The sequence below is a fragment of the Neptunomonas qingdaonensis genome, assembly GCF_900113275.1.
GTDB classification, from domain to species: domain Bacteria; phylum Pseudomonadota; class Gammaproteobacteria; order Pseudomonadales; family Balneatricaceae; genus Neptunomonas; species Neptunomonas qingdaonensis.
The window spans coordinates 68492-91812 of the sequence record NZ_FOOU01000016.1; the positions used below are offsets into that span (position 1 = coordinate 68492).

At 47.7% G+C, this 23321-nt stretch carries 18 protein-coding genes; 11 read left to right on the forward strand and 7 right to left on the reverse strand.

What is annotated here, in order from left to right:
* Positions 1-148: 148 nt before the first annotated feature.
* Positions 149-1462, forward strand: coding sequence for an HDOD domain-containing protein (locus BM099_RS17705; protein ID WP_232349011.1), 1314 nt, complete (start codon positions 149-151; stop codon positions 1460-1462).
* Here BM099_RS17705 and BM099_RS17710 read toward each other — a convergent pair.
* Positions 1459-3384, reverse strand: a complete 1926-nt coding sequence (locus BM099_RS17710; RefSeq protein WP_090730120.1) for an ATP-binding cassette domain-containing protein — start codon at positions 3382-3384, stop codon at positions 1459-1461. The two genes, BM099_RS17705 and BM099_RS17710, sit on opposite strands and share 4 nt — an antisense overlap.
* Positions 3385-3407: 23 nt before the next feature.
* Between BM099_RS17710 and BM099_RS17715 the strand changes: the two genes are divergently transcribed.
* Both BM099_RS17715 and bamJ read left to right on the forward strand, forming a co-directional pair.
* The gene (locus BM099_RS17715; RefSeq protein ID WP_090730123.1) at positions 3408-3914 is read left to right on the forward strand and encodes a TIGR02444 family protein; all 507 of its coding nucleotides are present in this window, start codon (positions 3408-3410) and stop codon (positions 3912-3914) included.
* A gap of 111 nt (positions 3915-4025) precedes the next feature.
* On the forward strand, positions 4026-4721 hold the full coding sequence (gene bamJ, locus BM099_RS17720; RefSeq protein ID WP_090730127.1) for a BamJ family beta-barrel-assembly machinery protein: 696 nt from the start codon (positions 4026-4028) through the stop codon (positions 4719-4721).
* Between the two features lie 71 nt (positions 4722-4792).
* On the opposite strand, the gene BM099_RS17725 is transcribed toward bamJ, so the two are convergent.
* Positions 4793-5773 (reverse strand): WD40 repeat domain-containing protein, encoded by a 981-nt coding sequence (locus BM099_RS17725; RefSeq protein ID WP_090730131.1) that lies wholly within the window; start codon positions 5771-5773, stop codon positions 4793-4795.
* Between the two features lie 22 nt (positions 5774-5795).
* A complete protein-coding gene (gene rsd, locus BM099_RS17730) occupies positions 5796-6269 on the reverse strand; it encodes a sigma D regulator (RefSeq protein WP_090730136.1) in 474 nt (157 codons plus the stop codon).
* A 152-nt stretch (positions 6270-6421) separates the two neighbouring features.
* Here rsd and BM099_RS17735 point away from each other — a divergent pair, with 152 nt between their 5' ends.
* Positions 6422-6826 (forward strand): flagellar basal body-associated FliL family protein, encoded by a 405-nt coding sequence (locus BM099_RS17735; RefSeq protein ID WP_090730138.1) that lies wholly within the window; start codon positions 6422-6424, stop codon positions 6824-6826.
* A 19-nt stretch (positions 6827-6845) separates the two neighbouring features.
* Here the strand turns inward: BM099_RS17735 and gshA are convergent, their stop codons facing one another.
* The 3 genes from gshA to pyk all read right to left on the reverse strand — a co-directional run bounded on the left by gshA (position 6846) and on the right by pyk (position 12350).
* Positions 6846-8411, reverse strand: a complete 1566-nt coding sequence (gene gshA, locus BM099_RS17740) for a glutamate--cysteine ligase (protein ID WP_090730141.1) — start codon at positions 8409-8411, stop codon at positions 6846-6848.
* Positions 8412-8492: 81 nt separating this feature from the next.
* Entirely contained in the window at positions 8493-10778 is a 2286-nt protein-coding gene (locus BM099_RS17745) for a Tex family protein (RefSeq protein WP_090730150.1), read from the reverse strand.
* Between the two features lie 135 nt (positions 10779-10913).
* Positions 10914-12350 carry a pyruvate kinase gene (gene pyk / locus BM099_RS17750; protein WP_090730151.1) on the reverse strand — a complete coding sequence of 479 codons (1437 nt, stop codon included), beginning with the start codon at positions 12348-12350 and terminating at the stop codon, positions 10914-10916.
* Between the two features lie 263 nt (positions 12351-12613).
* On the opposite strand from pyk, the gene BM099_RS17755 reads away from it, so the two are divergent.
* Together BM099_RS17755 and BM099_RS17760 are read left to right on the forward strand one after the other, a co-directional pair.
* Positions 12614-14794 carry an ATP-binding protein gene (locus BM099_RS17755; RefSeq protein ID WP_244889955.1) on the forward strand — a complete coding sequence of 727 codons (2181 nt, stop codon included), beginning with the start codon at positions 12614-12616 and terminating at the stop codon, positions 14792-14794.
* A gap of 11 nt (positions 14795-14805) precedes the next feature.
* Entirely contained in the window at positions 14806-16197 is a 1392-nt protein-coding gene (locus BM099_RS17760; protein ID WP_090730153.1) for a sigma-54-dependent transcriptional regulator, read from the forward strand.
* Here the strand turns inward: BM099_RS17760 and BM099_RS17765 are convergent.
* Positions 16187-17812, reverse strand: a complete 1626-nt coding sequence (locus BM099_RS17765) for a methyl-accepting chemotaxis protein (RefSeq protein WP_244889954.1) — start codon at positions 17810-17812, stop codon at positions 16187-16189. The genes BM099_RS17760 and BM099_RS17765 overlap by 11 nt on opposite strands.
* A gap of 362 nt (positions 17813-18174) precedes the next feature.
* Between BM099_RS17765 and BM099_RS17770 the strand changes: the two genes are divergently transcribed.
* From BM099_RS17770 to BM099_RS17790, 5 genes are all read left to right on the forward strand, one after another.
* Positions 18175-19158, forward strand: coding sequence for a TRAP transporter substrate-binding protein (locus BM099_RS17770; RefSeq protein WP_090730155.1), 984 nt, complete (start codon positions 18175-18177; stop codon positions 19156-19158).
* Positions 19159-19395: 237 nt separating this feature from the next.
* On the forward strand, positions 19396-19974 hold the full coding sequence (locus BM099_RS17775) for a TRAP transporter small permease (protein WP_090730157.1): 579 nt from the start codon (positions 19396-19398) through the stop codon (positions 19972-19974).
* Positions 19971-21368 (forward strand): TRAP transporter large permease, encoded by a 1398-nt coding sequence (locus tag BM099_RS17780; RefSeq protein WP_090730159.1) that lies wholly within the window; start codon positions 19971-19973, stop codon positions 21366-21368. Before BM099_RS17775 ends, BM099_RS17780 begins: the two co-directional genes overlap by 4 nt.
* A 143-nt stretch (positions 21369-21511) precedes the next feature.
* Positions 21512-22012, forward strand: a complete 501-nt coding sequence (locus BM099_RS17785; protein WP_090730161.1) for a hypothetical protein — start codon at positions 21512-21514, stop codon at positions 22010-22012.
* Positions 22009-22974 carry an RluA family pseudouridine synthase gene (locus BM099_RS17790; protein ID WP_232349008.1) on the forward strand — a complete coding sequence of 322 codons (966 nt, stop codon included), beginning with the start codon at positions 22009-22011 and terminating at the stop codon, positions 22972-22974. Before BM099_RS17785 ends, BM099_RS17790 begins: the two co-directional genes overlap by 4 nt.
* Positions 22975-23321: the final 347 nt, after the last annotated feature.

Genomic DNA, 23321 nt, shown 5'->3' on the forward strand with positions numbered 1-23321 from the left:
TCAAGTCCGACAGACACCTGAATTTGTTTGTAGTATTTAAAATTTAAAATAGTGTCGCATTAAGTGACTAATTGAATGTTTTGCCTATACTCTAACTGTAATGTCGTTGAATGTTATGAATTAGTCAGCTGTGATGGGAGGGAGCACATTGGCCATAGGCGTAAATACATTAGAAACTGATGCTGGCAAAAGCAACTTTGCCCGATTAGTCTTGCTGCACGATAACATTGGTAAAGTACTGGTTTTGCTCCCGGCGGTTAAGTTGCTTAATCTTGTGAGCATCTGGCGGGAAACTGAGCGTCATCTGCAGCCGGTTAAAGGTGATGATGTGCGACGATTTTTTAGTCAGGAAACTTTACGGACAAAAGAGGGACAGCGTAAACTTTTCTCTCTCCCTGTCTTTGTTGACGATGCTTTTGAATGCCAGGATGTGCTCGATGTACTTGAGCCCTATAGCGGCTTACGCTTTAGTGCTGATCGCTCATGGTATATCGCTAATATGCGCTCCATACGTTTGGGCTTAAGTGCTTCTGATATTGATAGAGCACAGCCAAAGGGCGATGATGAAGCGGTGATCTCTCATGCGGTTGAGCGTTTTACTGCCCTTAGAATTCGTCAGCGTCTTGAGGATACTCTGGGTTTGCCCAGTTTGGCACCGACCACTCAGAAAATTATTATGCTACGTTCTGATCCTGCTGCCGGTGTAGATCGTTTGGTACCTGTGGTTAAAGTCGATCCGAGTTTGTCGGCACAGGTGATGAGTTGGTCTGTTTCACCTTATTATGCGGCACCTGGCAGTATTCAATCCATTGATGATGCGATTATTCGGGTCTTGGGGTTTGATCTTGTGGTGAATCTGGCGTTAGGTATCGCGATGGGTAAAACACTGACCCTTCCTGAAGATACTCCCAGAAATCAAACACCGTATTGGCAGCAAGCAGTGTATACAGCGACCTTGGCTGAGCGTTTAGCTAAAAAAATGGAAAGTAGCATCCGGCCAAAACCCGGGCTCGTGTATTTATCAGGCCTGCTGCATAATTTTGGTTATATCGTACTCGCGCATCTGTTTCCGCCGCATTTCTCACTCTTGTCCCGCTATATAGAAGCCAATCCGCATTTGCGTCTGGACTACATAGAAAAGCATATCTTGCATGTAACGCGAGAGCAGGTAGGCGCGTGGCTTATGGAAAGCTGGTCGTTACCCGAAGAAGTTTGTAATGGCGTCAGATACCTGAACGAGCCTTTGAACCCTAACGCCGGGGTGTATGCGCAGATCGTCCATCTGGCCAATCATGCGCTCCGCCTGAAAGGTTGGGCTGACGGTCCGCTAGAGAAGGAGTTTAATGCCGATGTGCTGGCGCTAACAGGACTCACTCAGCAACAGGTGATGGCTGAAGTTGAAGGGATGGAAGCGGACAGTGAGGTTCTGAAAGAGTTTACGAACGCGCTCGCGAGTCATTAATTGATCGCGAGTGCCAGTTCCAGCGTCTCCAGGTTTTCCAGTTGCTCCATCCACTGCGTTTCTGTGTCGTCTATCTGCTGTTTTAGCTGAGCTTGCGAGTTCAGCGTTTCTTTCAGTTTCTCTTTGTTGGCTGCTTCATACAAGCTGCTGTCACCCAATTCGGTTTCGATTGAATTAAGTTTGGCATGCAATGTTTCCAGCTGCTTTTCCAGTTTGTTTGTCTGTGCTTTTAGCGGGCTGAGTTTTTTGCGCAATTCGGCCGCTTCTCGTTTTTGTGCTTTGCGCTCTGTCGCCGATAAAGAGCGGTTCTCGCGTGTTTCGGTTTCGTTACTGTTGTTTTGTTGCTCACTACGGCGCTGCTCTGTCAGCCATTTTTGGTAGTCGTCCAGATCTCCGCTGAACTCTTCAACTTTGCCATTAGCAACCAGCAAGAACTGATCAACGGTATTTCGCAACAAATGACGGTCATGTGATACCAGAATGACAGCGCCTTCAAATTCCTGCATGGCAACCGTCAACGCATGACGTACTTCCAGATCAAGGTGGTTGGTAGGCTCATCCAGTAACAGCAGGTTTGGTTTTTGCCAGGCAATCAGCGCCAGCGCTACGCGTGCTTTTTCGCCGCCTGAAAAGCGTTTTACCGGTTCCAGTGCATCGTTACCCATGAAGCCAAAAGAGCCAAGGTAGTTACGTACTTCCTGGTCAGTCGCTTGAGGAGAGAGGCGCATGATATGCAGCAGAGGAGAGGCTTCTAAATCTAACGCTTCTAGCTGGTGTTGTGCGAAATAACCGACCCGAAGGTGTTCGCCTGAATAGCGTTCACCGCTGAGCTGGGCTAAATCACCCACCAATGTTTTAATCAGCGTCGATTTACCGGCACCGTTCGGGCCGAGTAAGCCGATGCGGGAACCCGGTACTAATGTCAGGGATATGTTTTTCAGTATCGGGCTGGCGGCATAACCACAGTCAGCTTCGCGTATGGATAATAACGGGTTGGATACCTTGTCGCTGCTGTAGAAATGGAAAGTGAAAGGGCTGTCGATATGAGCTGCCGATATTTGCTCCATACGTTCCAGCTCTTTAACCCGGCTTTGCGCTTGTTTCGCTTTTGATGCTTTGGCTTTGAAGCGGCGGACAAACTGCTCAATTTCAGCAATGCGCTGTTGCTGCTTTTCGAATTGAGCTTGTTGTTGTGAGAGGCGCTCTGCTTTAGCGCGCTCAAATGCACTGTACTGACCTTTATAAAGAGTCAGCTGCTGTTGATACATATGCGTGATATGCGTGACAACCTGATCCAGAAAGTCGCGATCATGCGAGATCAGTAGCAGGGTTCCCGGGTAGTTCTTCAGCCATTGTTCAAGCCATAGCGTCGCATCGAGATCCAGATGGTTAGTCGGTTCATCCAATAGAAGAATGTCTGAGCGGCACATTAATGCCTGAGCGAGGTTAAGGCGGATTCTCCAGCCGCCAGAGAGTGCTTTGACCTCTTTTTGCATATCGGCAGGGGTGAAGCCTAAACCCGCCAGCAGCTGCTGGCCGCGAGCGGAGGCGCTGTAGCCTTCAATCGCATCGAGTTCTGCGTGCAGTTCGCCTAGTTGGTCATTTGCCCCGTTAGCCTCTGCCTGTTCAAGTGCGTGCTGAATGCGGCGTAACGCTTTGTCACCATCCAGTACATAATCCAGTACAGTGCGATTAATCGCCGTGACTTCCTGTGCCATATGGGCAATAGTAAGATGCGGCGGCAGGTAGCAGTCGCCGGCATCCGGTTGCAGCTCTCCCAAAAGTAGTTTGAACAGGCTGGATTTACCTACGCCATTGGCGCCGATAATTCCTACCTTCCAGCCGGGATAGATGGTTAAGTCGGCTTGCTCTAGTAAAAACTGAGTGCCACGGTGTAAGCTGAGTTTAGATAACTGAATCATAGGCGCGAGATTCTACCATAGCTATGCAATTACAAAATCCTCTTTGGGCATTTGCGTTAAAATTTTATTCATATTCTGAGGTGGAAGCGTGTTGCCTGGCTCTGCAGAATGAATATGGAATGAGTATCAATCGCTTATTATATGCAGCGTGGCTGGCGACGCAGCATAAATTGCTGGATACAGCGGCGCTGCAGCAGAGCTCAGCTCAACAGTGGCAGCATGATATGACACACCCATTAAGGGCCTTGAGATATCGGGTGAGGAGTATACGCGCCGATGAGCCTGTTTTGGATGCCTTCTATGTGACGATGCGAAAGGCAGAGCTTGAGGCAGAGAGAATCGAGTTGGCGTATCTGTATGCGCTGGCGCAAAGCTGGCCTGAAGAGGTTGGCTCGGTGGAGCTCTTAATCAAGGAAAATGTAAAACGATTGCTTGCAGAAGATAGCACTTCAGCCGATACGCTGCTTGTGCCTGCCGGCCAGCGTGATTTATTAACCTCTTTTTGTCGGTACATACTTACCAGTACATAGCTCACTATAGAGTGGCGAGAGGATAAGATTGGCATCTCTTTGAACTTTACGGTTTAATCGGGCACTAAGGCTGTAACAAACTCTTATATGTGTAAATCCAAGGGAAACAGAATGAAAAAAACATTACTGGCCATGGCTGTGGCAAGTTCTTTAGTTGTAATGCCGGTGGCTCAGGCGGTTGAATTGGAAACTGACAATCAGAAGGTAAGCTATAGCCTGGGTTTGGTATTGGGCGAAAAGCTGAAACTGGACCTTGAAGAGATGGATCTGGATGCCTTTCAGGAAGGTATTAAGGCTATCTATGAAGATGCAACGCCATTAATGGATTCACAACAAGTCGGCGAAACCATGCAGGCTTTCCAGATGAAGAAGATGGAAGAGCAGCGTCAGGAAGTGGCTAAGTTAGCACAGGCAAATCTGGATGAAGGCGAGAAATTCCTGGCTGAAAATGCTAAAAAGTCTGGTGTTAAAACGACTGACAGTGGTTTGCAGTATGAAGAAACCCAAGCGGGCACCGGTAAGCAACCAACGGAAACAGACACCGTTAAAGTTCATTATCGCGGTACTTTGATTGATGGTACTGAATTTGACAGCTCTTACGCACGTGATGAGCCCGTGTCTTTTCCTCTCAATGGTGTCATTCCGGGTTGGACTGAAGGGTTACAGCTAATGAAAGAGGGTGGCAAAGCCAAATTAGCAATCCCGGCTGAGCTCGCTTACGGGCCGGGTGGTATGGGTAATGCGATTGGCCCGAATTCAGCATTGCTGTTTGACGTAGAGCTGTTGGAAGTTAATCCAGCTGAGTAATTATCACTAAGCTGGTTAAAAAAATGGCCGCTGATGCGGCCATTTTTATTGGTAACTCTTATCAATAGTGCTTATTTAAGTATATTCATCACACCGTTAGAACCGATGGCATAATATTCACCTGAACCAAAACCAACCGCATAGATACTGGTGCTGGTTGGACCATAAGGCTCGCGTTTATGTGCACGCCAGCGCTTAAGTTCATTTCCTGAGTTGCTATCCCATAGTTGAATAAGCCCTGCCGCAGTACCTGTTAATAACTGATCGCCATTTTTTGAGAAACGTGCTGCAACATAGCTCATTCGTTTAGGGAAAAAACCGGCAGTGCTTGATAATGTATGTTGGATCTCGCCTGATTGGGTGTCCCAGATAATCGCGGTATCCAGATTGCTTGCACTAAAGGCTTTGTCTCCGTTGGGACTCAATGCGACAACATCGATCACATTATTTAAGGAGATTTGATGAGTAGCTTCACCGCTTTGCATATCCCATACGGTAGTTTTGTAGTCATCTGAACCAGTCAGTGCCGTCAGCGTATCGGCACTTAAATCGACACTTCTGACGCGCCCTTGGTGGCGTAACGTGCGACGTATACCGCCATTTTTTATATCAAAATAAACGGCTTCGTGGTTTGCTAATCCGAGTAGTGCGAAATTCCCGTCTGCTGCAATGGCCAGATCCAGAATCTCGCCGGGTGAACTCCAGAACCATTCTGGCTGTCCGGTTAAGGTATGCCAGAGAACCAGATCCTGTTGATTGGCTGTTACTGCGAAGTTTGCCTCAGGCGAGAAACCTGATTCGGCGATGATAGAGCGTTCATCTTTGCGGTGGTTCCAGTCAAACAGTCGTGCATTTTTCTGAATATCCCATAAACTACCCCCCTCATCCTGAGAGCCAATAACGGCGTAATGGCCGTCCAGCGATATATCAGCACTGTATGCTCCGAGTGTAGTGTATTCATAAACGGAGGATGGTGAGTTAGCGCTATCGCACGCAGCTAAAGCACTTGCAAGAAGGGGAATGAGTATCAGCCTGTGGGGCTTTTTAAGCATTAATATATTCCCCCTGTGCGCACTAAGCCTCATCCATGACCCTGTCACGGTGTGAAGTGTGTAAAATTTCTATCAGCTGATCTTCTAATGCAAAGCGTTCTTCCAGGTTCTCTCCCAGCTTGGAAAGCTGAAAAGAAAACTCCCTGATCTGCTGCACAGTCGGGTTTTTCAGCGATGCATAAGCATCATTAAAGTCCAGAGCGATGTCCGTTGTGGGTTGAATGCGTGGGAATATTTTCTGCGCTTCTTCCAGACCACCATCATTGAATTCGCTGCCTTCATGTAACAACTTTTCATACACTTCAAAATGACCTGAGGACAAGTAGTCCATCATGGATGTGCAGAAAAATTCTACATGGCTTTCAATATCCCTGACCTCGACATTTGGCAGTGATACGAATTTACTGATCAGCTTTTGTCTGTGTTCCAGCCATTGATCAATAATGTCGCTGATACCTCCCCAGCGTTCGCGTGCACTTTCGCATTTTTCCAACATGATCGAATCCTTATTCGTTAATATAATTTAATACTAATCCTAAGCGACTTTCAGGTGCAATAGTGATCAAACCTGGCGTAGTCTAAATTGACGGTTATACTTATCTGATATGACTATCTCAACTCTTTATTATCAACCGGAGCCCTGACGCTATGCTACTACGTTTTTTCGCCATTGTTTTTTTTAGTTTGTGGTTGCCGTCAACATGGGCTGCAGAGGAAGAACAACCGATTACTTCTGATTATATAGGATATGTTGAACTCAAGCCCTTTATTGCTAATTTTGGAGGGCCGGGAAAAATCCGCTTTCTCAAGTGTGAAGTAACGGTTCAGGTGGGATCGGAAGCGGCGAGCTTTGCGATTAATCAACATATGCCGAATGTTCGCAATGATTTGGTATTTCTCTTCAGTGCGCAGACAGAAGCTGATTTAGAGACCGTTGAGGCGCAAAAGGTGTTAGCAAAGAAGGGGTTACAACTGATACAAAAATTGCTGGTTGAAGAAGAAGGCGAGGGGATGGTAACCGACCTCTTCTTCACCAGCTTCGTTATACAGTAGTGCCAGGTCGGCCAGCCCGCTAGCTGGCCAGGTAGTCCGCTAAATATTGATCGAAGTCCACTGTATCGCTGGCTTCGATCTCTTTTTGCAGCTGCACTGATGTACTGACTTGTTGCGTTAGTGCCTGTTGTACGTCACTGCTTAAGGTGGAACGCATAAAGGTTTGTCTGTGTTCCGCGCTTTTTTGCAGCAGCCATTGTGTGTGGCTTAAGCCGCTTTCTTTGAGTTCCTTTAAAACCTGTGCAGAGGGTGTCAGCGAAACATCGTCGAGCTTTGCTTGCTGGGCGGTGATCGCCAGCTGGTATTCACGGCTTTGATGAAGGGTGTCAAGCAACTCTGTCGTCATCTGAACCTGTTCAAGTATGCTGTTACCCGCCTGTTGCAGTGATACAGGCCCGTCAGGCGTCTCCAGCATCAGGCCTGGTTTGCGCCCGCGAGTGACGACTTTCTCCAGATTGTCGCTGATCATATCGCATTCAATCTCACTGATTTCATCATCACCCATTAACAGACAGCTGATCAGAAATGCATCGAGAAATTTGGATTGTTGTACATCAATGCCTGTCGGTAGGAAAGGGTTGATATCGGTGTTGCGTACTTCGATATATTCGACGCCACGTTGTTGCAGAGCATGCAGAGGCTTTTCTCCGGCATGAGCAACCCGCTTAGGACGAACATCACTGTAATATTCATTTTCAATCTGCAGGATGTTGGTGTTTATCTGTTTATAGTGCCCATCAACTTTAACCCCGGTCTTTTCATAAGCAGGATAAGGCGTATGAATGGCCCTGTGCAGTGAGCTGATATAGGTATTCAGGTGGTTGAAGCAGATGTTCAGAGAAGACTGGGCTTTGTTCGAATAACCCAGGTCACTCATGCGCAGAGAGGTTGCGTAGGGCAGATACAGGGTATGTTCCTGTAATGTCTCAAGTTTATGTTTCTTACCGTTTAAAAATGAATCACACAGGGCTGGTGAAGCACCAAAGAGGTAGAGTAGTAACCAGGAGTGGCGACGAAAATTTCTGATCAGGCGAAAATAGGATGCTGATCGGAAGGTCTGCAGTGAATCGGTATTTCCCTGTTGCGTTTGTAGCGCCTGCCAGAAGTTATCTGGAAGAGAAAAGTTATAATGGATGCCAGCAATTGTCTGCATCATTTTACCGTAGCGGTGTTCAAGACCCACGCGGTAGATATGTTTTAGCTGACCAACATTGGATGCACCGAAACGGGCAATAGGGATGTCTGCCTCGTTATTGATGTGGCAGGGCATGCTGCCCCCCCATATCAGTTCATCCCCTAAATGCTGGTAGCTGAAGCGATGCAGGTTATCCAGAAAGTTGAGAGCGGCTTCTGGTGTTTCAAAAACCGGTGTAATGAATTCCAGTAATGATTCTGAATAATCGGTTGTAATCGTGCTGTTGGTTAGCGCAGATCCCAGCCCTGCAGGATGGCCCGTCTGTGATAATTCACCCGAGCCATCAACACGTAAACCTTCTTTTTCAATGCCATGCAGCACGCCTTTTAAGTGGACGTAATGGCCGCTGGAAACCAATTGTTCAAGCTGTTTTTTCAGAACGGATGCCAAAGCTTAGCCCTTCCTGGATGATAAAATGGATAGCATTATAACCAGACCTTCCCTCAGAAGGCACAGAAACAGTGCGTTGCATTATTTGATTTTGAAACCGGCTGCTTTTAAACCCGCCGCCAGCCCGTTATTTGTCTGCATACTTTTTGGCTTTTTCTCTGCTGCAGACGATGCCGGCAAGGCGCTTTTGGCTTTAGCAGGTACGGGTTTCCCGACTGTGGCCTGGCTTTTCATCGACAACGCAATACGTCGTCTGGCTTCGTCCACCTCGGTTACACGAACCTGAACAATATCGCCGGTTTTAACAATAGAGTGCGGATCTTTAACAAACCGGTCTGCTAACTGTGAAATATGCACCAGTCCGTCCTGATGTACGCCGATATCAACAAAAGCACCGAAGTTTGTCACGTTGGTGATAACGCCCTCTAGCTGCATACCGATGTGCAGGTCTTTGAGTGTTTCTACGCCCTCTGCAAACTGCGCGGTTTTAAACTCAGGTCGTGGATCTCTGCCGGGCTTCTCCAGTTCGGCGATCACGTCATTTACGGTATATTCACCATATTGATCGGAAATGAACTGTTGTGCAGCAAGTGTCTTTATTAAGGTGCTGTTACCGATAAGTTCAGCCGTTTTACAGCGTAGCGTTAACGCCATTTTATCTACCAGAGGATACGCTTCAGGGTGCACTGCGGAATTATCGAGAGGCTGTTTGCCGTCGCGGATTCTGAGAAAGGCAGCACATTGCTCAAAAGCCTTGGCGCCAAGACGAGGAACTTTGAGTAACTGCTTTCGATCAGTGAAGCGTCCTTGTTTATCCCGGTAGTCAATGATGTTCTGTGCGGTAGTGCGGTTTAATCCGGCCACCTGTGATAATAACTCACAGGAGGCGGTGTTCAGATCAACGCCTACATGGTTGACGCCATCTTCGACAACATTTTCTAGTGACCCCGCTAATGCTTTCTGGTCGACATCATGCTGATATTGTCCGACACCAATCGCCTTAGGCTCGATTTTTACCAGTTCGGCGAGCGGGTCTTGCAGGCGTCGTGCGATAGATACTGCGCCTCGGATAGTGACATCCAGATCCGGAAATTCGCGACTGGCCAGTTCGGAAGCAGAATAGATGGAAGCTCCCGCTTCATTGACGATCACAGAGGTTAGGTTGAGTTCGGGGTGGCGTTTACTCAGCTCTTTTACCAGTTGCTCGGTCTCCCGGGACGCGGTGCCGTTACCGATACTGATCAGCGAGACCTTGTGCTTAGCGGCGAGCTTGGCCAGCGTGCTAACGGATTCATCCCACTTTTTATGCGGAGCGTGCGGATAAATATTGCCATGATCGAGTAATTTTCCGGTGGAGTCGACGACGGCTACCTTAACGCCGGTCCTGAGGCCAGGATCAAGTCCCAGGGTTACTTTCTGTCCGGCGGGGGCTGCTAGCAGCAAATCTTTCAGGTTGCGCGCAAAAACGTCAATGGCTTCCGTTTCAGCCTCATCACGCAAGCGTTTAAGCAGATCGTTTTCAATCTGTTTGTGCAGTTTCTGACTCCATGTCAGCTCAACGCAGTTCTGCAACCACAACGCGCGGAGTCCTTTGCCTGCAGGGATGTGGTTTTGTTGAGCGATGGCTTGAATGGGGTCCTTATGCATCGATTCTGGCGGTAGCAGCGTAATTTTCAGTTCGCCCTCTTTACTGCCGCGAAACATCGCCAGGGCGCGATGTGATGGCATATTTCGGATCGCTTCCTGATGGTCGTAGTAGTCACGGAATTTACTATTGTCTGATGCTTTACCGCGGGCCACGCTGACATTGATAATGCCGTTCTGCCATAACCAGGTGCGTAATCGCTCCAATAGTTCTGCCTGCTCTGAGAACTGTTCAATCAGAATCTGTTGTGCTCCGGCTAATGCGGCATCTGCATCCGCGATCTCTTTTTCCGGACTAATAAAGGGGCAGGCGGCTTGCTGAGGGTCACACCCGGTGTTCAGCAGCTGTAAGGCGAGGGGTTCCAGTCCGGCTTCACGTGCAGCCTGCGCTTTAGTGCGGCGTTTTGGGCGATAGGGCAGATACAGATCTTCGAGGCGCACTTTGGTGTCTGCTGATGCGATGGCGCTGGCGAGAGTTTCGGTTAACTTGCCCTGCTCTTTGATGCTGCTCAGAATGGTTTGTTTGCGGCTATCAAGATCTCTTAGATAATCAACCCTCAACGCCAGCTGACGTAGCTGAATATCATCCAGAGCGCCGGTTACCTCTTTGCGATAACGGGCAATAAAAGGAACGGTGGCGCCTTCATCCAGCAAAGTGATGGTTGCTGAAACCTGTTGTGGGCGCACCCCTAGTTCCTGAGCAATTTGAGCAGCGAGATTCATAAGGCTATCCGGTTGTTTGGCGGTTCAGTGAAAGATTATCAGTTAAAACACAATACGCTTCTAAGATTCAAATAAAAACGGAGGCAAGAGCCTCCTTAGATCAAATAGCTGTGTCAGACAGTGTGTTGAGATTTTCTAAGGAACCTGCAGCACCTGCATCGAGTTAGTACGACCATTTTCGCCGATAGTAGCGCCACGAGTCAGTATGATCAGGTCACCACTATTGAGTAGCTCTTTGGCTTTTAGTCCGGCAAGAATCTCATCATTTAAACGAGATTCATCGACGTTGGTCGCATCGAAGAACATTGCTTCTACACCACGATACAGTGCCATACGGCGCATGATGCGATCATGGCGGGTGAGTGCGTAAATAGGTAACCCTGAGCGGATACGGGACATCCAGCGAGGTGTTGATCCGGATTCTGTCAGACAAATAATCGCTTTGATGCCGATGAGATGGTTGGCGGTATACATCGCCGAGCGGGCAATGGTTTCATCTATCCGGTCGCTTTGCTGGGTAATACTGGTGACGCTCGGACGTGCGGACTGGTGGCGTTCGGCCCCCTGGCAGATTTCAGTCATCGATCTGACGACTTCGATGGGAAAATCCCCTGCAGCTGTTTCTGCCGAGAGCATGACGGCATCGGTGCCATCGAGTATTGCATTGGCGACATCAAATACCTCGGCACGTGTCGGCATTGGGTTTTTGATCATGGTCTCCATCATTTGTGTGGCAGTAATGACGGTACGGCTTAATTCGCGGGCGCGATTGATAATGTGTTTTTGCACGCCAATTAACTGCGCATCACCGATTTCAACGCCCAGGTCACCACGAGCAACCATGACGCTATCACTGGCGAGGATGAGTGCATCCAGCACTTCATCATCGGCTACCGTTTCGGCGCGTTCTATTTTGGCAATGATCTCGGCACGACAACCTGCTGCTTTCAATAGTGCGCGGGCTTCGTCTATGTCGGCTGCCGAGCGAGGGAAAGATACAGCAACGTAGTCCATGTCCAGTTCTGCAGCGACCAGAATGTCACGTTTATCTTTATCAGTCAGGGCAGCTGCAGATAAGCCTCCGCCTTGTTTGTTAATCCCTTTATTGTTGGACAGAGGGCCATTGAGTAAGACTTCTGTTTCGACGCGTGAGCCGTTGACCTTGAGTACTTTGAGTTGCATCCGGCCATCATCCAGCAGTAAAACGTCGCCGGGGAGGCAGTCCTTTGGCAGCTCTTTATAATCGAGACCGACCTGATGCTGGTCACCTGCTGTGCTGGAGAGTTCGCCATCCAGCGTGAACAGATCGCCGCTTTTTAACTCAATTCGGTCTGTTTTGAATTTAGCAATGCGGATTTTAGGACCCTGCAGGTCACCCATGACAGCGACCACTTTACCGATGCGCCGTGCTGTTTCCCGCACGGCTTGTGCACGCTGACGATGGTCGTTAGCGGTGCCGTGTGAGAAGTTCAAGCGTACAACATTTACACCAGCGCGAATTAATGCCTCGAGCACGCCGGGCTTATCCGTTGACGGTCCTAAAGTAGCTACAATTTTAGTACGTTTCAGCATAAGGTATCTCGGTCATCTTTACTTAATGAATTAAAGGAGTCGTTAAACGTGGATCGAAAAAATAGCATTCTGCGTGCTTCGGTGTAGAAATTAAAGGTTTCCTATAGAATCATAGCAGCAGATAATTTCCACTTCATACTAAGATCTGTTGGTTTGGTTATAAATTATTTAGAAGGAGTGTGATTCTGGCAAGGTATTTTTTAACTTACCGTCCCTTAATCGTCCTGGCTCTGGTGTGCGGCTTTATATTGTTACTGATTCAGGTGACAAGCTTGAGCCGCCATCAGGGAATGGGTTCTCTGCAACAGAAAACCAAGGCAGATATGAATCGTTACATGCTGAGTTTACAGCAGACACTGGACCGTTATAAAGACCTGCCTCGCTTACTATCCACCCACTCTGAGTTAATTAACACACTGCTATATGATGGGAGCAATGATGCCCAAATGCGGGCTAATCTCTATCTTGAGCAGGTTAATGACGTTATCGGCGCATCTGATACCTACTTAATGAACGAAGAAGGGTTAACGGTTTCGGCGAGTAACTGGAGTAAAGACGCTTCGTTTGTCGGTAGGGACTTTGCATTCAGGCCCTACTTTCAGGATGCTATTCAGGGACGTCCCGGGCGTTATTTTGCATTAGGTACTACGTCTAAAAAACGCGGTTACTTTTTTTCTTATCCTGTTGAGCATCGTGGCAAGATTATTGGTGCAGTGGTGGTAAAAATCGATCTTAATGAGATTGAGACGGATTGGAATGATGTTTCTACTGATCTGATTGTGAGCGATGAGGACGGTGTTATTTTTATCTCGACGCGTAAAGATTGGAAGTTTCATACACTGACGCCGTTGTTAGAAACTGATACACAGCGAATTTACCAAAGTATGCGTTATGGAGACTACCCGCTGACGTCGCTGAATATCATTAAGCGCGAGCAACGCGACGATGGGAGTCAGTTGATCACACTGGTGGATGCTGACACGCTGCGTAATGGAGCGCTGGATGACTTGAAAAGCGGAGAGTTTCTTTTGCAGAGCACACCTGTTGAGGACGCGGGTTATACGGTTTCAATTCTTGCCAGTATGAAGCCGGTGCATAAGCAGGTGCTGAACGCAGTCATGCTGGCTGCCTTTGTGTATATCGCGCTGGTGTTATTGGTGATGGTTGTCACTTCCAGGCGCCGTATCGTCAAAGAGCGTACACGTTTTAAGCTACGGGAAATACAAACGCTGGAGAGAAATGAATCCCGCATTCGGGATATTATCGATAATACTCAGGCGGGGCTGATAACGCTGGATAAAGAGGGGCGGGTTGAATCGTTTAATCATATGGCTGAAAAGTTATTCGGTTACAGCGAGGAGGATGTAAAGCATCAATACTTTAGCTTATTTTTATCGCAGGCGGATCGTTCGGTTTGTTGGCAGCACATTACGCGAGCGGCTTTGAGCGAATTGCCAGACCTGTTCATAGAAGCATCGGGTCAGCGCCAGGATGGAAGTGGTTTTCCTATTGAGGTCACCATTGGGAAAATGCACAGAGAGGATACTAAGCGCTTTATCGTGACGATTCATGATATCACTCAGCGTAAAGAGTATGAACTTGCGCTGCAAAACTCCCAGGCAGAGCTGGAAAGCCGTGTGCGCGAACGGACTATCGATCTGACATATGCCAATGAAAAAATCAGAGAAGAGATGGACCTGCATAAGAACACGCAGAATGAGCTGATTCAAACCGCTAAATTGGCGGTGTTGGGGCAGATGTCAGCGGGTATCAATCACGAACTGAATCAGCCCCTGACGGCTATTCGGGCCTATGCAGATAATGCACGACAGTTTTTGAAAATGAATCGTCTGGAACCGGTAGCCACCAATTTGTCTGAAATAAGTCAGTTAACCGAACGCATGGCAAAGATCATTCATCCGTTAAAAGAGTTCGCCCGAAAAACCAGTGGTCATACAGAATCAGTTTCTATGCAATCAGTTAAAGAGGGCGCTATGTCCATTATGTATGGACGTCTGGGACGTGAAAAAGTCTCGATTAACTGGCCGAAGAATTTAGAGTCCTGTTATGTTTTGGGTGATATCGTTCGGATAGAACAGGTAATGGTTAACTTAATCAGTAATGCTATGCAGGCAATGGAAACACAGGAAAATAAAAAGATTGATATCTTGCTGAGTTCTCAGGAGGCGAAGCTGATTTTACAGGTGCGTGATTATGGCCCGGGAATTCCTGAGAAGGAGTTAGAGCGGGTGTTTGAGCCTTTCTATACGACTAAGAAAGCAGGTCAGGGCCTCGGCCTTGGACTGTCAATTTCGTATCGTATTATTGATAGCCTGGGTGGGCAACTGAGTGTCTCCAATCATCCTGAAGGTGGCGCTGTCTTTACGCTTTCACTGCCGGCAGATTCTGCCCGGGATTTTAGCCAACAACTGACATCTTTGTAACGGGAAAACGTATGCAGTCTCTGAACCTGGATCAAGATAACATTAATCAGAATAATACTGTGCTGCTGGTTGATGATGAGAAACATATCAGACTTTCAGCAGGACAAACGCTTGAACTGGCCGGTTATAGCGTGATTGCTCTGGCTACGGCAGAGCAGGCGCTTGAACATATAACTGAGCAGTGGTGCGGTGTGTTGGTGACCGATATTAATATGCCCGGTGTTGATGGGCTTGAGTTGATGCGAAAAGCACGGGCTATTGATGTAGATCTGCCGGTCATCCTGATTACCGGGCATGGTGATATATCAATGGCAGTCAGCGCTATGCGCAACGGTGCCTATGACTTTATTGAAAAGCCATTTTCAACTGAATTGCTGGTAGATATTGTGCGCCGGGCAATGGAGAAACGGGCCCTGACCATCGAAAACCGTCGGTTACGCCTGGAACTGGAAGCGCAAAGTGCACCTGGCCCGCGTATTATCGGCAATTCGCCGTCCGTGATTCAGCTGCGACGCTTAGTTAATACGGTGGCCGATACACCTGCCGATATACTGCTTCTTGCTGAGACAGGCTCAGGTAAAGATCTGTTGGCCCGTTATATCCATGAACACAGTAGCCGACGTGACAAGAATTTTGTAGCGATTAACTGTGGCGCCGTGCCCGAAAGCTTGATAGAAAGTGAGTTATTCGGGCATGAAAAGGGCGCTTTTACTGATGCAAAAGCGAAACGCATTGGTAAGTTTGAGCATGCTGATGGTGGCACGGTGTTTCTCGATGAAATTGAGAGTATGCCGCTGAGTCTGCAGGTTAAATTACTCAGAGTGCTGGAGGAGCGAACCATTGAACGACTTGGCTCTAACGAGTTGATCCCGTTGAATATTCGGGTGATAGCGGCGAGTAAAGCCGACTTGAAAACGCAGGCCGAGCAGGGAAGGTTTCGTGAAGATTTGTACTATCGATTAAATGTGGTACGTGTCGATATTCCTCCGTTAAGGCAGCGGCTTGACGATATTCCTATGTTGTTTCAGCACTTTTCCATTCTGGCATCCACACAATATGGTCGGGAAGTGTTGCCGCTGAGCATAGAGCGTATGCATAGTCTGATGACGCATGATTGGCCGGGCAATGTCAGAGAATTACGTAATTTGGCCGAGCGTTATGTGCTGTTAGGGGAAAGCTGTACCTTTGACTTTGACAACCGCCCGATTACAGACAGTGCTGAGACGGGGCAAATGACCCTGCCGAAGCAGGTTGAGCGCTTTGAGAAAATTCTTTTGCAAACTGAGCTGGCCCGTCATGGAGGATCAATAAAGGACACGCTGAGTAGCCTCGGCCTGCCGCGCAAAACCTTGTATGACAAAATGTGTAAATACGGGCTGGATAAGAACGACTTTAAAGTTTAAAACGGCTGACCAATGTGCCCAATTGTGAGGCCAGCGTTGCCAGCTCGGCAGAAACCGTTGTTAACTGGGAAGCGCGATCGGCTGTTCGGCTGGCGCTCTGGCTGATATCGTGAACACTGGCTTCTACGCTCGCTGTCATTTGTGATTGCTCCTGAATGGAACTGGCTACCTTATGGTTCATGTCATTGATGACACGCACTTCTTCTGCAATATTTATCAACGCATTTGATGTTTTCTGTACGCTTTCAACACCGGCTTCAGCGCTGTTCATAGCAATTTGCATCACGGAAACCGCTCCTTCAGCATCTTTTTGTAAACGTCCGATAATATTGTTAATTTCTTCGGTAGATTGGTGGGTTCGGCTGGCGAGCGTTCTGACTTCGTCGGCGACAACCGCAAAGCCTCTGCCTTGCTCGCCGGCACGTGCTGCCTCTATGGCGGCGTTCAGGGCCAGTAAGTTGGTTTGTCCGGCAATTTTCTGGATCACCTCTAACACCGTCCCTACATTCTGGCTTTGAGTATTCAACTGTTGAATGGCGTGCGTAGCGCGTACCATATTCTCTTTCAGGCTTTCAATCTCTTGTAATGCCGCCTGAGTGATTTGAGTACCGCTGTTGGTTTCCTTAAGCGCTAAATCTGAAGCGGCAACGGTATGTTCTGCATTAGTCGCTACGCTATGTGTCGCAGACTCCATCTGTTGGATTGCTGAAGCAACAGCGCTGGTTTGAAGTTGTTGATTACTAACGGCTTGAGACGCCATATTGGCTATCTTGTTAATCTGTGTGCTGGACGTTCCCAATTGTAAAATGGTAATACTTACTTGCTGTAGGCTGTCGTGAAAATGGTTCAGCATTGAGTTAAAGGCGGTGGACATATGTCCGATTTCATCTTGCGAGGTAACATCTATTCTCAGATTGAGGTTGCCCTCTTTTTCGATGCTCTGGATGGTATTGCTGAGGCGGTTGATAGGTGTGATAACTAACCGGCGAAGGAGCAAACTGATGACAATAATGCCTGCGATAAATAAAGCCAACTCTACCAAAGCTATAGCCGTGATATTGCTGGTGATGGCTGCATCAAGGCTGTTAAAGGAGTAGGTCACGCGAACGGCACCGAGAATATCACCCTCGCTGACCTGATGGCAGAGCAGGCAATTAGTGCCTTTGTAGTTGCTTAACGCTTTCATGGGCGTCACGACAACCAGTCGATGGCCTTTATCATCATTTATCTCTTCAACGATATGTTCGCCTTTCATTGCGCGTCGATCAAAGTCATCCTCTATGCCTGAATCGCTTGAACCGGCCCCGTATACGCCTGAAACGGCATCGCCACGTATAATTCTGGCTTCTGTGAGGTCGTCATTTGTGATGATTTTCTGCTGTAATGTGGCACGGTTGGTCATTGCTCCGCTGAGCATCAATATATTGATGCTGTCAAAATAGGAGTCAGCGGTTGCGAGTGTGGTTTTACGCGCGACCTGATGGCTGAGTTCGGTTTCACTTTTGAATATAGCGGTTAGGCTGCTGATGAACACAACCAAGAAAACAGCAATAAGTGAAAAGTTGACCTTCGTCTGAATAGACATTCCTTTGTTGGTATTCATCCTGGAAGCCACATCTTACTCCTGAGTTACAAATATCATCTTAATATAAACTTAACAGCGGCAAACTATAGTGATTCTTTAGTTTTTGTCTCTAACCCATATCAAAAAATGACGCTCCTGGCATTTGCTCCGCCTCTAATTCAAACAGGATGGGTGGTTTTCCGCCATTTTATCTGTTTGCCGATGGGTGGAACTACGCCATTTTGGATTGAAAAAAACAGAAAGATTTTTATAACTTGCTGTTTTATAAAATAAAATATTTTATGGCATCGTCTTTGCTTTATTAGTGTAGACGCTGACGTCAGGGCTTTACAAAGCAGACGTGAGTAAAAACGCACAACAAGCAGAATAAATCCAATAACAGGAGAGACACTATGCGTTTATTGACCGCCGCTGTAACTGCAATCGCTTTGGCACTGGGTGCCCAGGCCGCTGTAGCAGCCCCAATCGAAATTAAATTTTCTCATGTAGTTGCTGAAAGTACCCCTAAAGGACAGATGGCTCTTAAATTCAAAGAGCTGGTCGATGAGCGTCTTGCCGGGAAAGTCAAAGTTGAGGTGTTTCCCAGCTCGCAGTTGTTCGGCGATGGCAAGGAGCTTGAAGCAATGTTGCTAGGCGATATTCAGCTAATTGCGCCTTCATTATCTAAATTCCAAAAATACACACCAGAATTGCAGGTCTTCGATCTACCTTTCTTGTTTAAAGACATGGACGCTGTGGAGCGTTTTCAGCAAGGTCCAGAAGGTCAGGGGCTATTAAGCTCGCTTGAATCGAAAGGGCTGATAGGTCTGGGTTACCTGCATAATGGTATGAAGCAGTTGTCTGCGAGTAACCCATTGAGAGTACCTGCAGATGCTGCGGGCAGAAAATTCCGTATTATGACCTCTGATGTGCTTCAGGCGCAGTTTGAAGCGGTTGAAGCCGTCCCTCTGAAAAAACCGTTTTCTGAAGTATTTACACTACTGCAGACCAGGGCTATCGACGGTCAGGAAAATACCTGGTCGAATATCTACTCGCAAAAATTCTTCGAAGTACAGCCTTACATCACCGAATCTAATCACGGTGTTCTTGATTACTTAGTGGTGACTTCTACTGAGTTCTGGATGTCGCTGGATGATGATCTGCGCGTTGAGCTGAAAAAAGCACTGAGTGATGCCATTGCATACGGTAATGGCATTGCTGATGAAAAAGCTAATGAAGATAAGCAGCAAATTATTGACTCTAATCGTTCTGAAATCATCACCCTGACAGATACTGAGCGCCAGCAGTGGGTTGATGCAATGAAGCCTGTTTGGAAGCAGTTTGAAAAAGATATCGGTGTTCAGCTGATTAACGCAGCCCAAGCCGCTAATCAATAAGCTTGTATTGCTTTACAGGCGGGCCGTCCCGGTCCGTCTGTATTTTCCAGAAATTCTTACCTAGAAAGTAATACCTAGAGAATATTGTTTAGAAGAGAGCTTCTCCCTGTGCTGCTGCAGCTGTACATAATCGTCGTAATGATTAGTTGCACTGATTTGTTGTCTGGGTTGAGCTGTCCTGTAAGTGTTGTCTCAACATAAAAATAATCGATGTAAGTCGTGTCGATGGGGGCTGTGATGATTAAAAAACTGATTTCGAACTTTGAGGAGGGCTTTTTATCCTTACTCATAGTATCAATGACCCTATTAGTATTCGCTGAGGTGGTGGCCAGGTTTGGTTTCAACGCGGGTATCCACTGGGCTCAGGAAGTGACTTTGCTGATGTCCGCCTGGTTTGTACTGTTTGGTGCTTCCTATGGCGTTAAGGTGGGTGCACATATTGGCGTTGATGTGTTCGTGAAAATGTTGCCAAGCAGAATACACAGGTTTTTGACAGTGCTGGCCATCGTGCTGTGTCTGATCTATTGCTTTCTGTTTTTATATGGATCGTGGATCTATATCGAGAAGCTAATCAAGATTGGCATTGAGCTGGAGGATGTTCCGATTCCACGTTGGATGCCGACCAGTATTCTGGTGATCGGATTTGTTTTATTGATTGTTCGTTTCCTGCAACTCGGCTGGAAAGTCATCATTGGTCAAGCGGATGGTTTCCATTTTGCGGATGAAGCCGAAGAGTCGATGGAGATTGCCAAAGCGCTGAAAGAGTCATCATTGGGTGATACCGATTCCAATAAAGATAAGGGAGATAAATCATGACTATCGCCGTTCTTTTCATCACCCTGTTCTTTTGTATGTTTATCGGTATGCCGATAGCCGTTGCACTGGGGCTGTCGTCCGTGGCTACTATTCTGATGTTCTCTAATGATTCGCTAGCGTCTATTTCGCTAAAATTATTTGAAGCAACATCTGAGCATTATACGCTGTTAGCGATCCCTTTCTTTATATTGTCATCGGCATTTTTGTCGACCGGTGGTGTTGCCAAACGCCTGATCAACTTTGCCGTTGATACCGTAGGCCACATTCGCGGTGGTCTGGCGATGGCTTCGGTTATGGCCTGTATGCTGTTTGCTGCGGTGTCGGGCTCATCTCCTGCTACGGTAGCGGCGATTGGAACTATCTGTATCGCCGGCATGGTGCGTTCAGGTTATCCACAATCTTTTGCCGCAGGTGTTGTTGCTAACGCAGGTACGTTAGGGATCTTGATTCCACCTTCAATCGTTATGCTGGTCTATGCAGCGGCGACTGAAGTGTCTGCTTCACGTATGTTTATGGCCGGTTTCATACCTGGCTTGATGATGGGTCTTATTTTGATGATCGCTATTTATATTGTGGCGCGCATTAAGGGGCTGCCTGCACAGCCGTTCCCAGGCTTTAAAGCCCTGGCGCGTTCAGGTGTGATTGCGTTAGGTGGGATGATGTTGATCATCATCGTACTGGGCTCTATCTACGGGGGTATAGCATCACCGACAGAAGCCGCTGCCGTTGCAGCCGTGTACGGTTATTTTATTGCCGTGATTGGTTACCGTGATATCGGTCCGATGAAGGGCATTCCGTGGCAGAAAGAGGGTGAAAACTATGCCTCGGCTGCTGCGCGTAATACCGCTCAGATGTTGATGGCGATTCCTAAGTCCTTTGCGGATCCAGAAGTTCGCAAAGTGATACTTGATGCGTCAAAAGTATCCCTGATGCTGTTATTCATTATTGCCAATGCGATGCTGTTCGCTCACGTGCTGACGACCGAACGTATCCCGCATACGATTGCTGAATCGATCATGGCGTGGGGCTTGCCGGCGTGGGGCTTCCTGATCGTGGTGAACATCTTACTGCTGATGGCTGGTAACTTTATGGAGCCGTCAGCGATCATATTGATTATGGCGCCTATCTTATTCCCGATCGCTGTACAGCTGGGTATTGACCCGATCCATCTGGGTATCATCATGGTAGTGAACATGGAGATCGGTATGTTAACGCCGCCGGTGGGGCTGAACCTCTTCGTAACGGCGGGTATTACCGGACAGAATATGATCTGGGTAATTAAGGCGTGTCTGCCGTGGTTATGTCTGTTGTTAGGCTTCCTGATGCTGATCACTTATGTACCCCAGATTTCGCTGTTCTTGCCGGAGTACATTGATGAGTTGAAGGGTTATTAAGCTATAAATGAAAGTATCTATGTAAGTTTTGAGTGAGTAACGTGCACTTCACCGCCCTTAATGGGCGGTTTTTTTTGTTTAGTATCGGTCAAAGTTGAGTACAATACGCAGCTTAAATGGCGAAATCTGGAAGAGATACGAGAGTGCTAGGGTATATTGCTGTTCTGTGGGGCATCACGGGTATCGGTTTGCTGCTGGGTAGTGCCATCTATCGATTAAGTGCGATCGGTTGGCAAACCTTTGATTACAACCTTGAGTGGTATCATTGGCTGGCGCTAGTGGCGTGTATTATTTTTATGGGCTTTTCTGAAGGATATCGAGGCTTTCAGCAGGCGTGGTCTCCCCGAGTGGCTGCTCGTATCCTCTATCTGTCTCAAAATGTTACGCCGTTGAGGTTGTTGTTAGCGCCGCTGTTTTGCATGGGATTCTTTTCAATTATTCGTAAACGCATGATTGTGACCTACAGTCTGACGCTGGGGATTATCGCGATGGTTCTGCTGGTGCATCAGTTGGCGCAGCCGTGGCGCGGTATAATTGATCTGGGTGTTGTTACCGGTTTGATCTGGGGACTCGCCTCTCTTTGCCTGTTTACATTTCAGGCATTTTTTAGCAAAAGTTTTGAGCATTCTGCGGAGATGCCTTGACGCAGGATTGTCTTCCACTTTCAGAAAGAGAGCAGGCGGAGGAAGGTTTTTGTTTGAATTTTTCTGTGCTGACGGAGTCTGTCAGCACAGTTGCTGCGTTTTTAGCTGCCCGACTGGTTGAGCGTGATGTTGCTCAGTTGCCGTACTCTTTTCAGGAGGGCTGGGTCAAGGTTGATGGTCTGGTTGTTCCGCCGGCCTACCCGCTTGTTATCGGGCAACAGGTAACCCTCTATTTAGCGGATCATCTTGAAGCTCAGGTCGACGTTAATTGGCGGCTCCTGTGGCAAAACGATGAGCTGATGACGGTGTATAAGCCCGCCTTACTGCCGGTTAGCCGCACCACGCGTAATCTTTATCAGACATTGATCTCACTGATCAGGCGTGAAACCGCCTATGCTGATGCGCGTCTGTTGCATCGAATGGATACAGAAACCAGCGGTATTTTACTGATTGCCAAAGACAAAAATGCAGATCAGAAATGGAAAAAGCATTTTCAGCAGCTCGTCCGCAGGAAGGTATATCATGCATGGGTTAATGGTAGCCCGGCCTGGGATCAACTGACCTTTGAGTGCGAGTTATCCGGGAAGATGGCTAGTGTCATTCGAAGCCAGATGTATGTTGTCGACCCTAACTGTTTAACAGACTACCCTAAGCCAAAATTCAGTAAAACAGTCTTTCGGGTTCTGGAACGACAGGCTGATAAATCACTGATCGAATGTGAGCTATTCACTGGCCGCAAGCATCAGATTCGTGCCCATCTTGCTCATTTGGGTTACCCCATTATCGGCGACAAGATCTACTCACACGATGGCCACTTTTATCTGAAACGCCTGCAGCAGCCGCTTACGGTGGATGACATGGCGGTATTAGGGGCAGAGCATCATCTGCTGGAGTCTGTGCTGCTTGAGCTGGATGATCAGCTTCTGGCAAGCACTGCTGAATCGACAACACAACAGGCATAAAAATGTATGGTTCCCCTCATGATTGCAACACAGATTTGTGATCATGAGGTGGTTTTGCGCTAATGTATTCGGAGTCTTTAATTAGGAATGTGTTATTCCCGCTCCACGATGAGCATCCGCGCCAGATAGCCCTTAAAAAGCCGGCAGCTTTTCACAGCTGTTTTTTATGACAGGTTTGCCACCCGGACGGTCAACCGTTTTCATCATCACGCTCTATTATTGCAAACCCGATTAAACCTGTTGTGCCTGATAAGGCTCATTCTTACTTAAAACAGCATAGGCTATCCGCGACAACTTGTTCGCCAGTGCAATGCATACCACATTAAATGACTTACTTACTCGCAGCT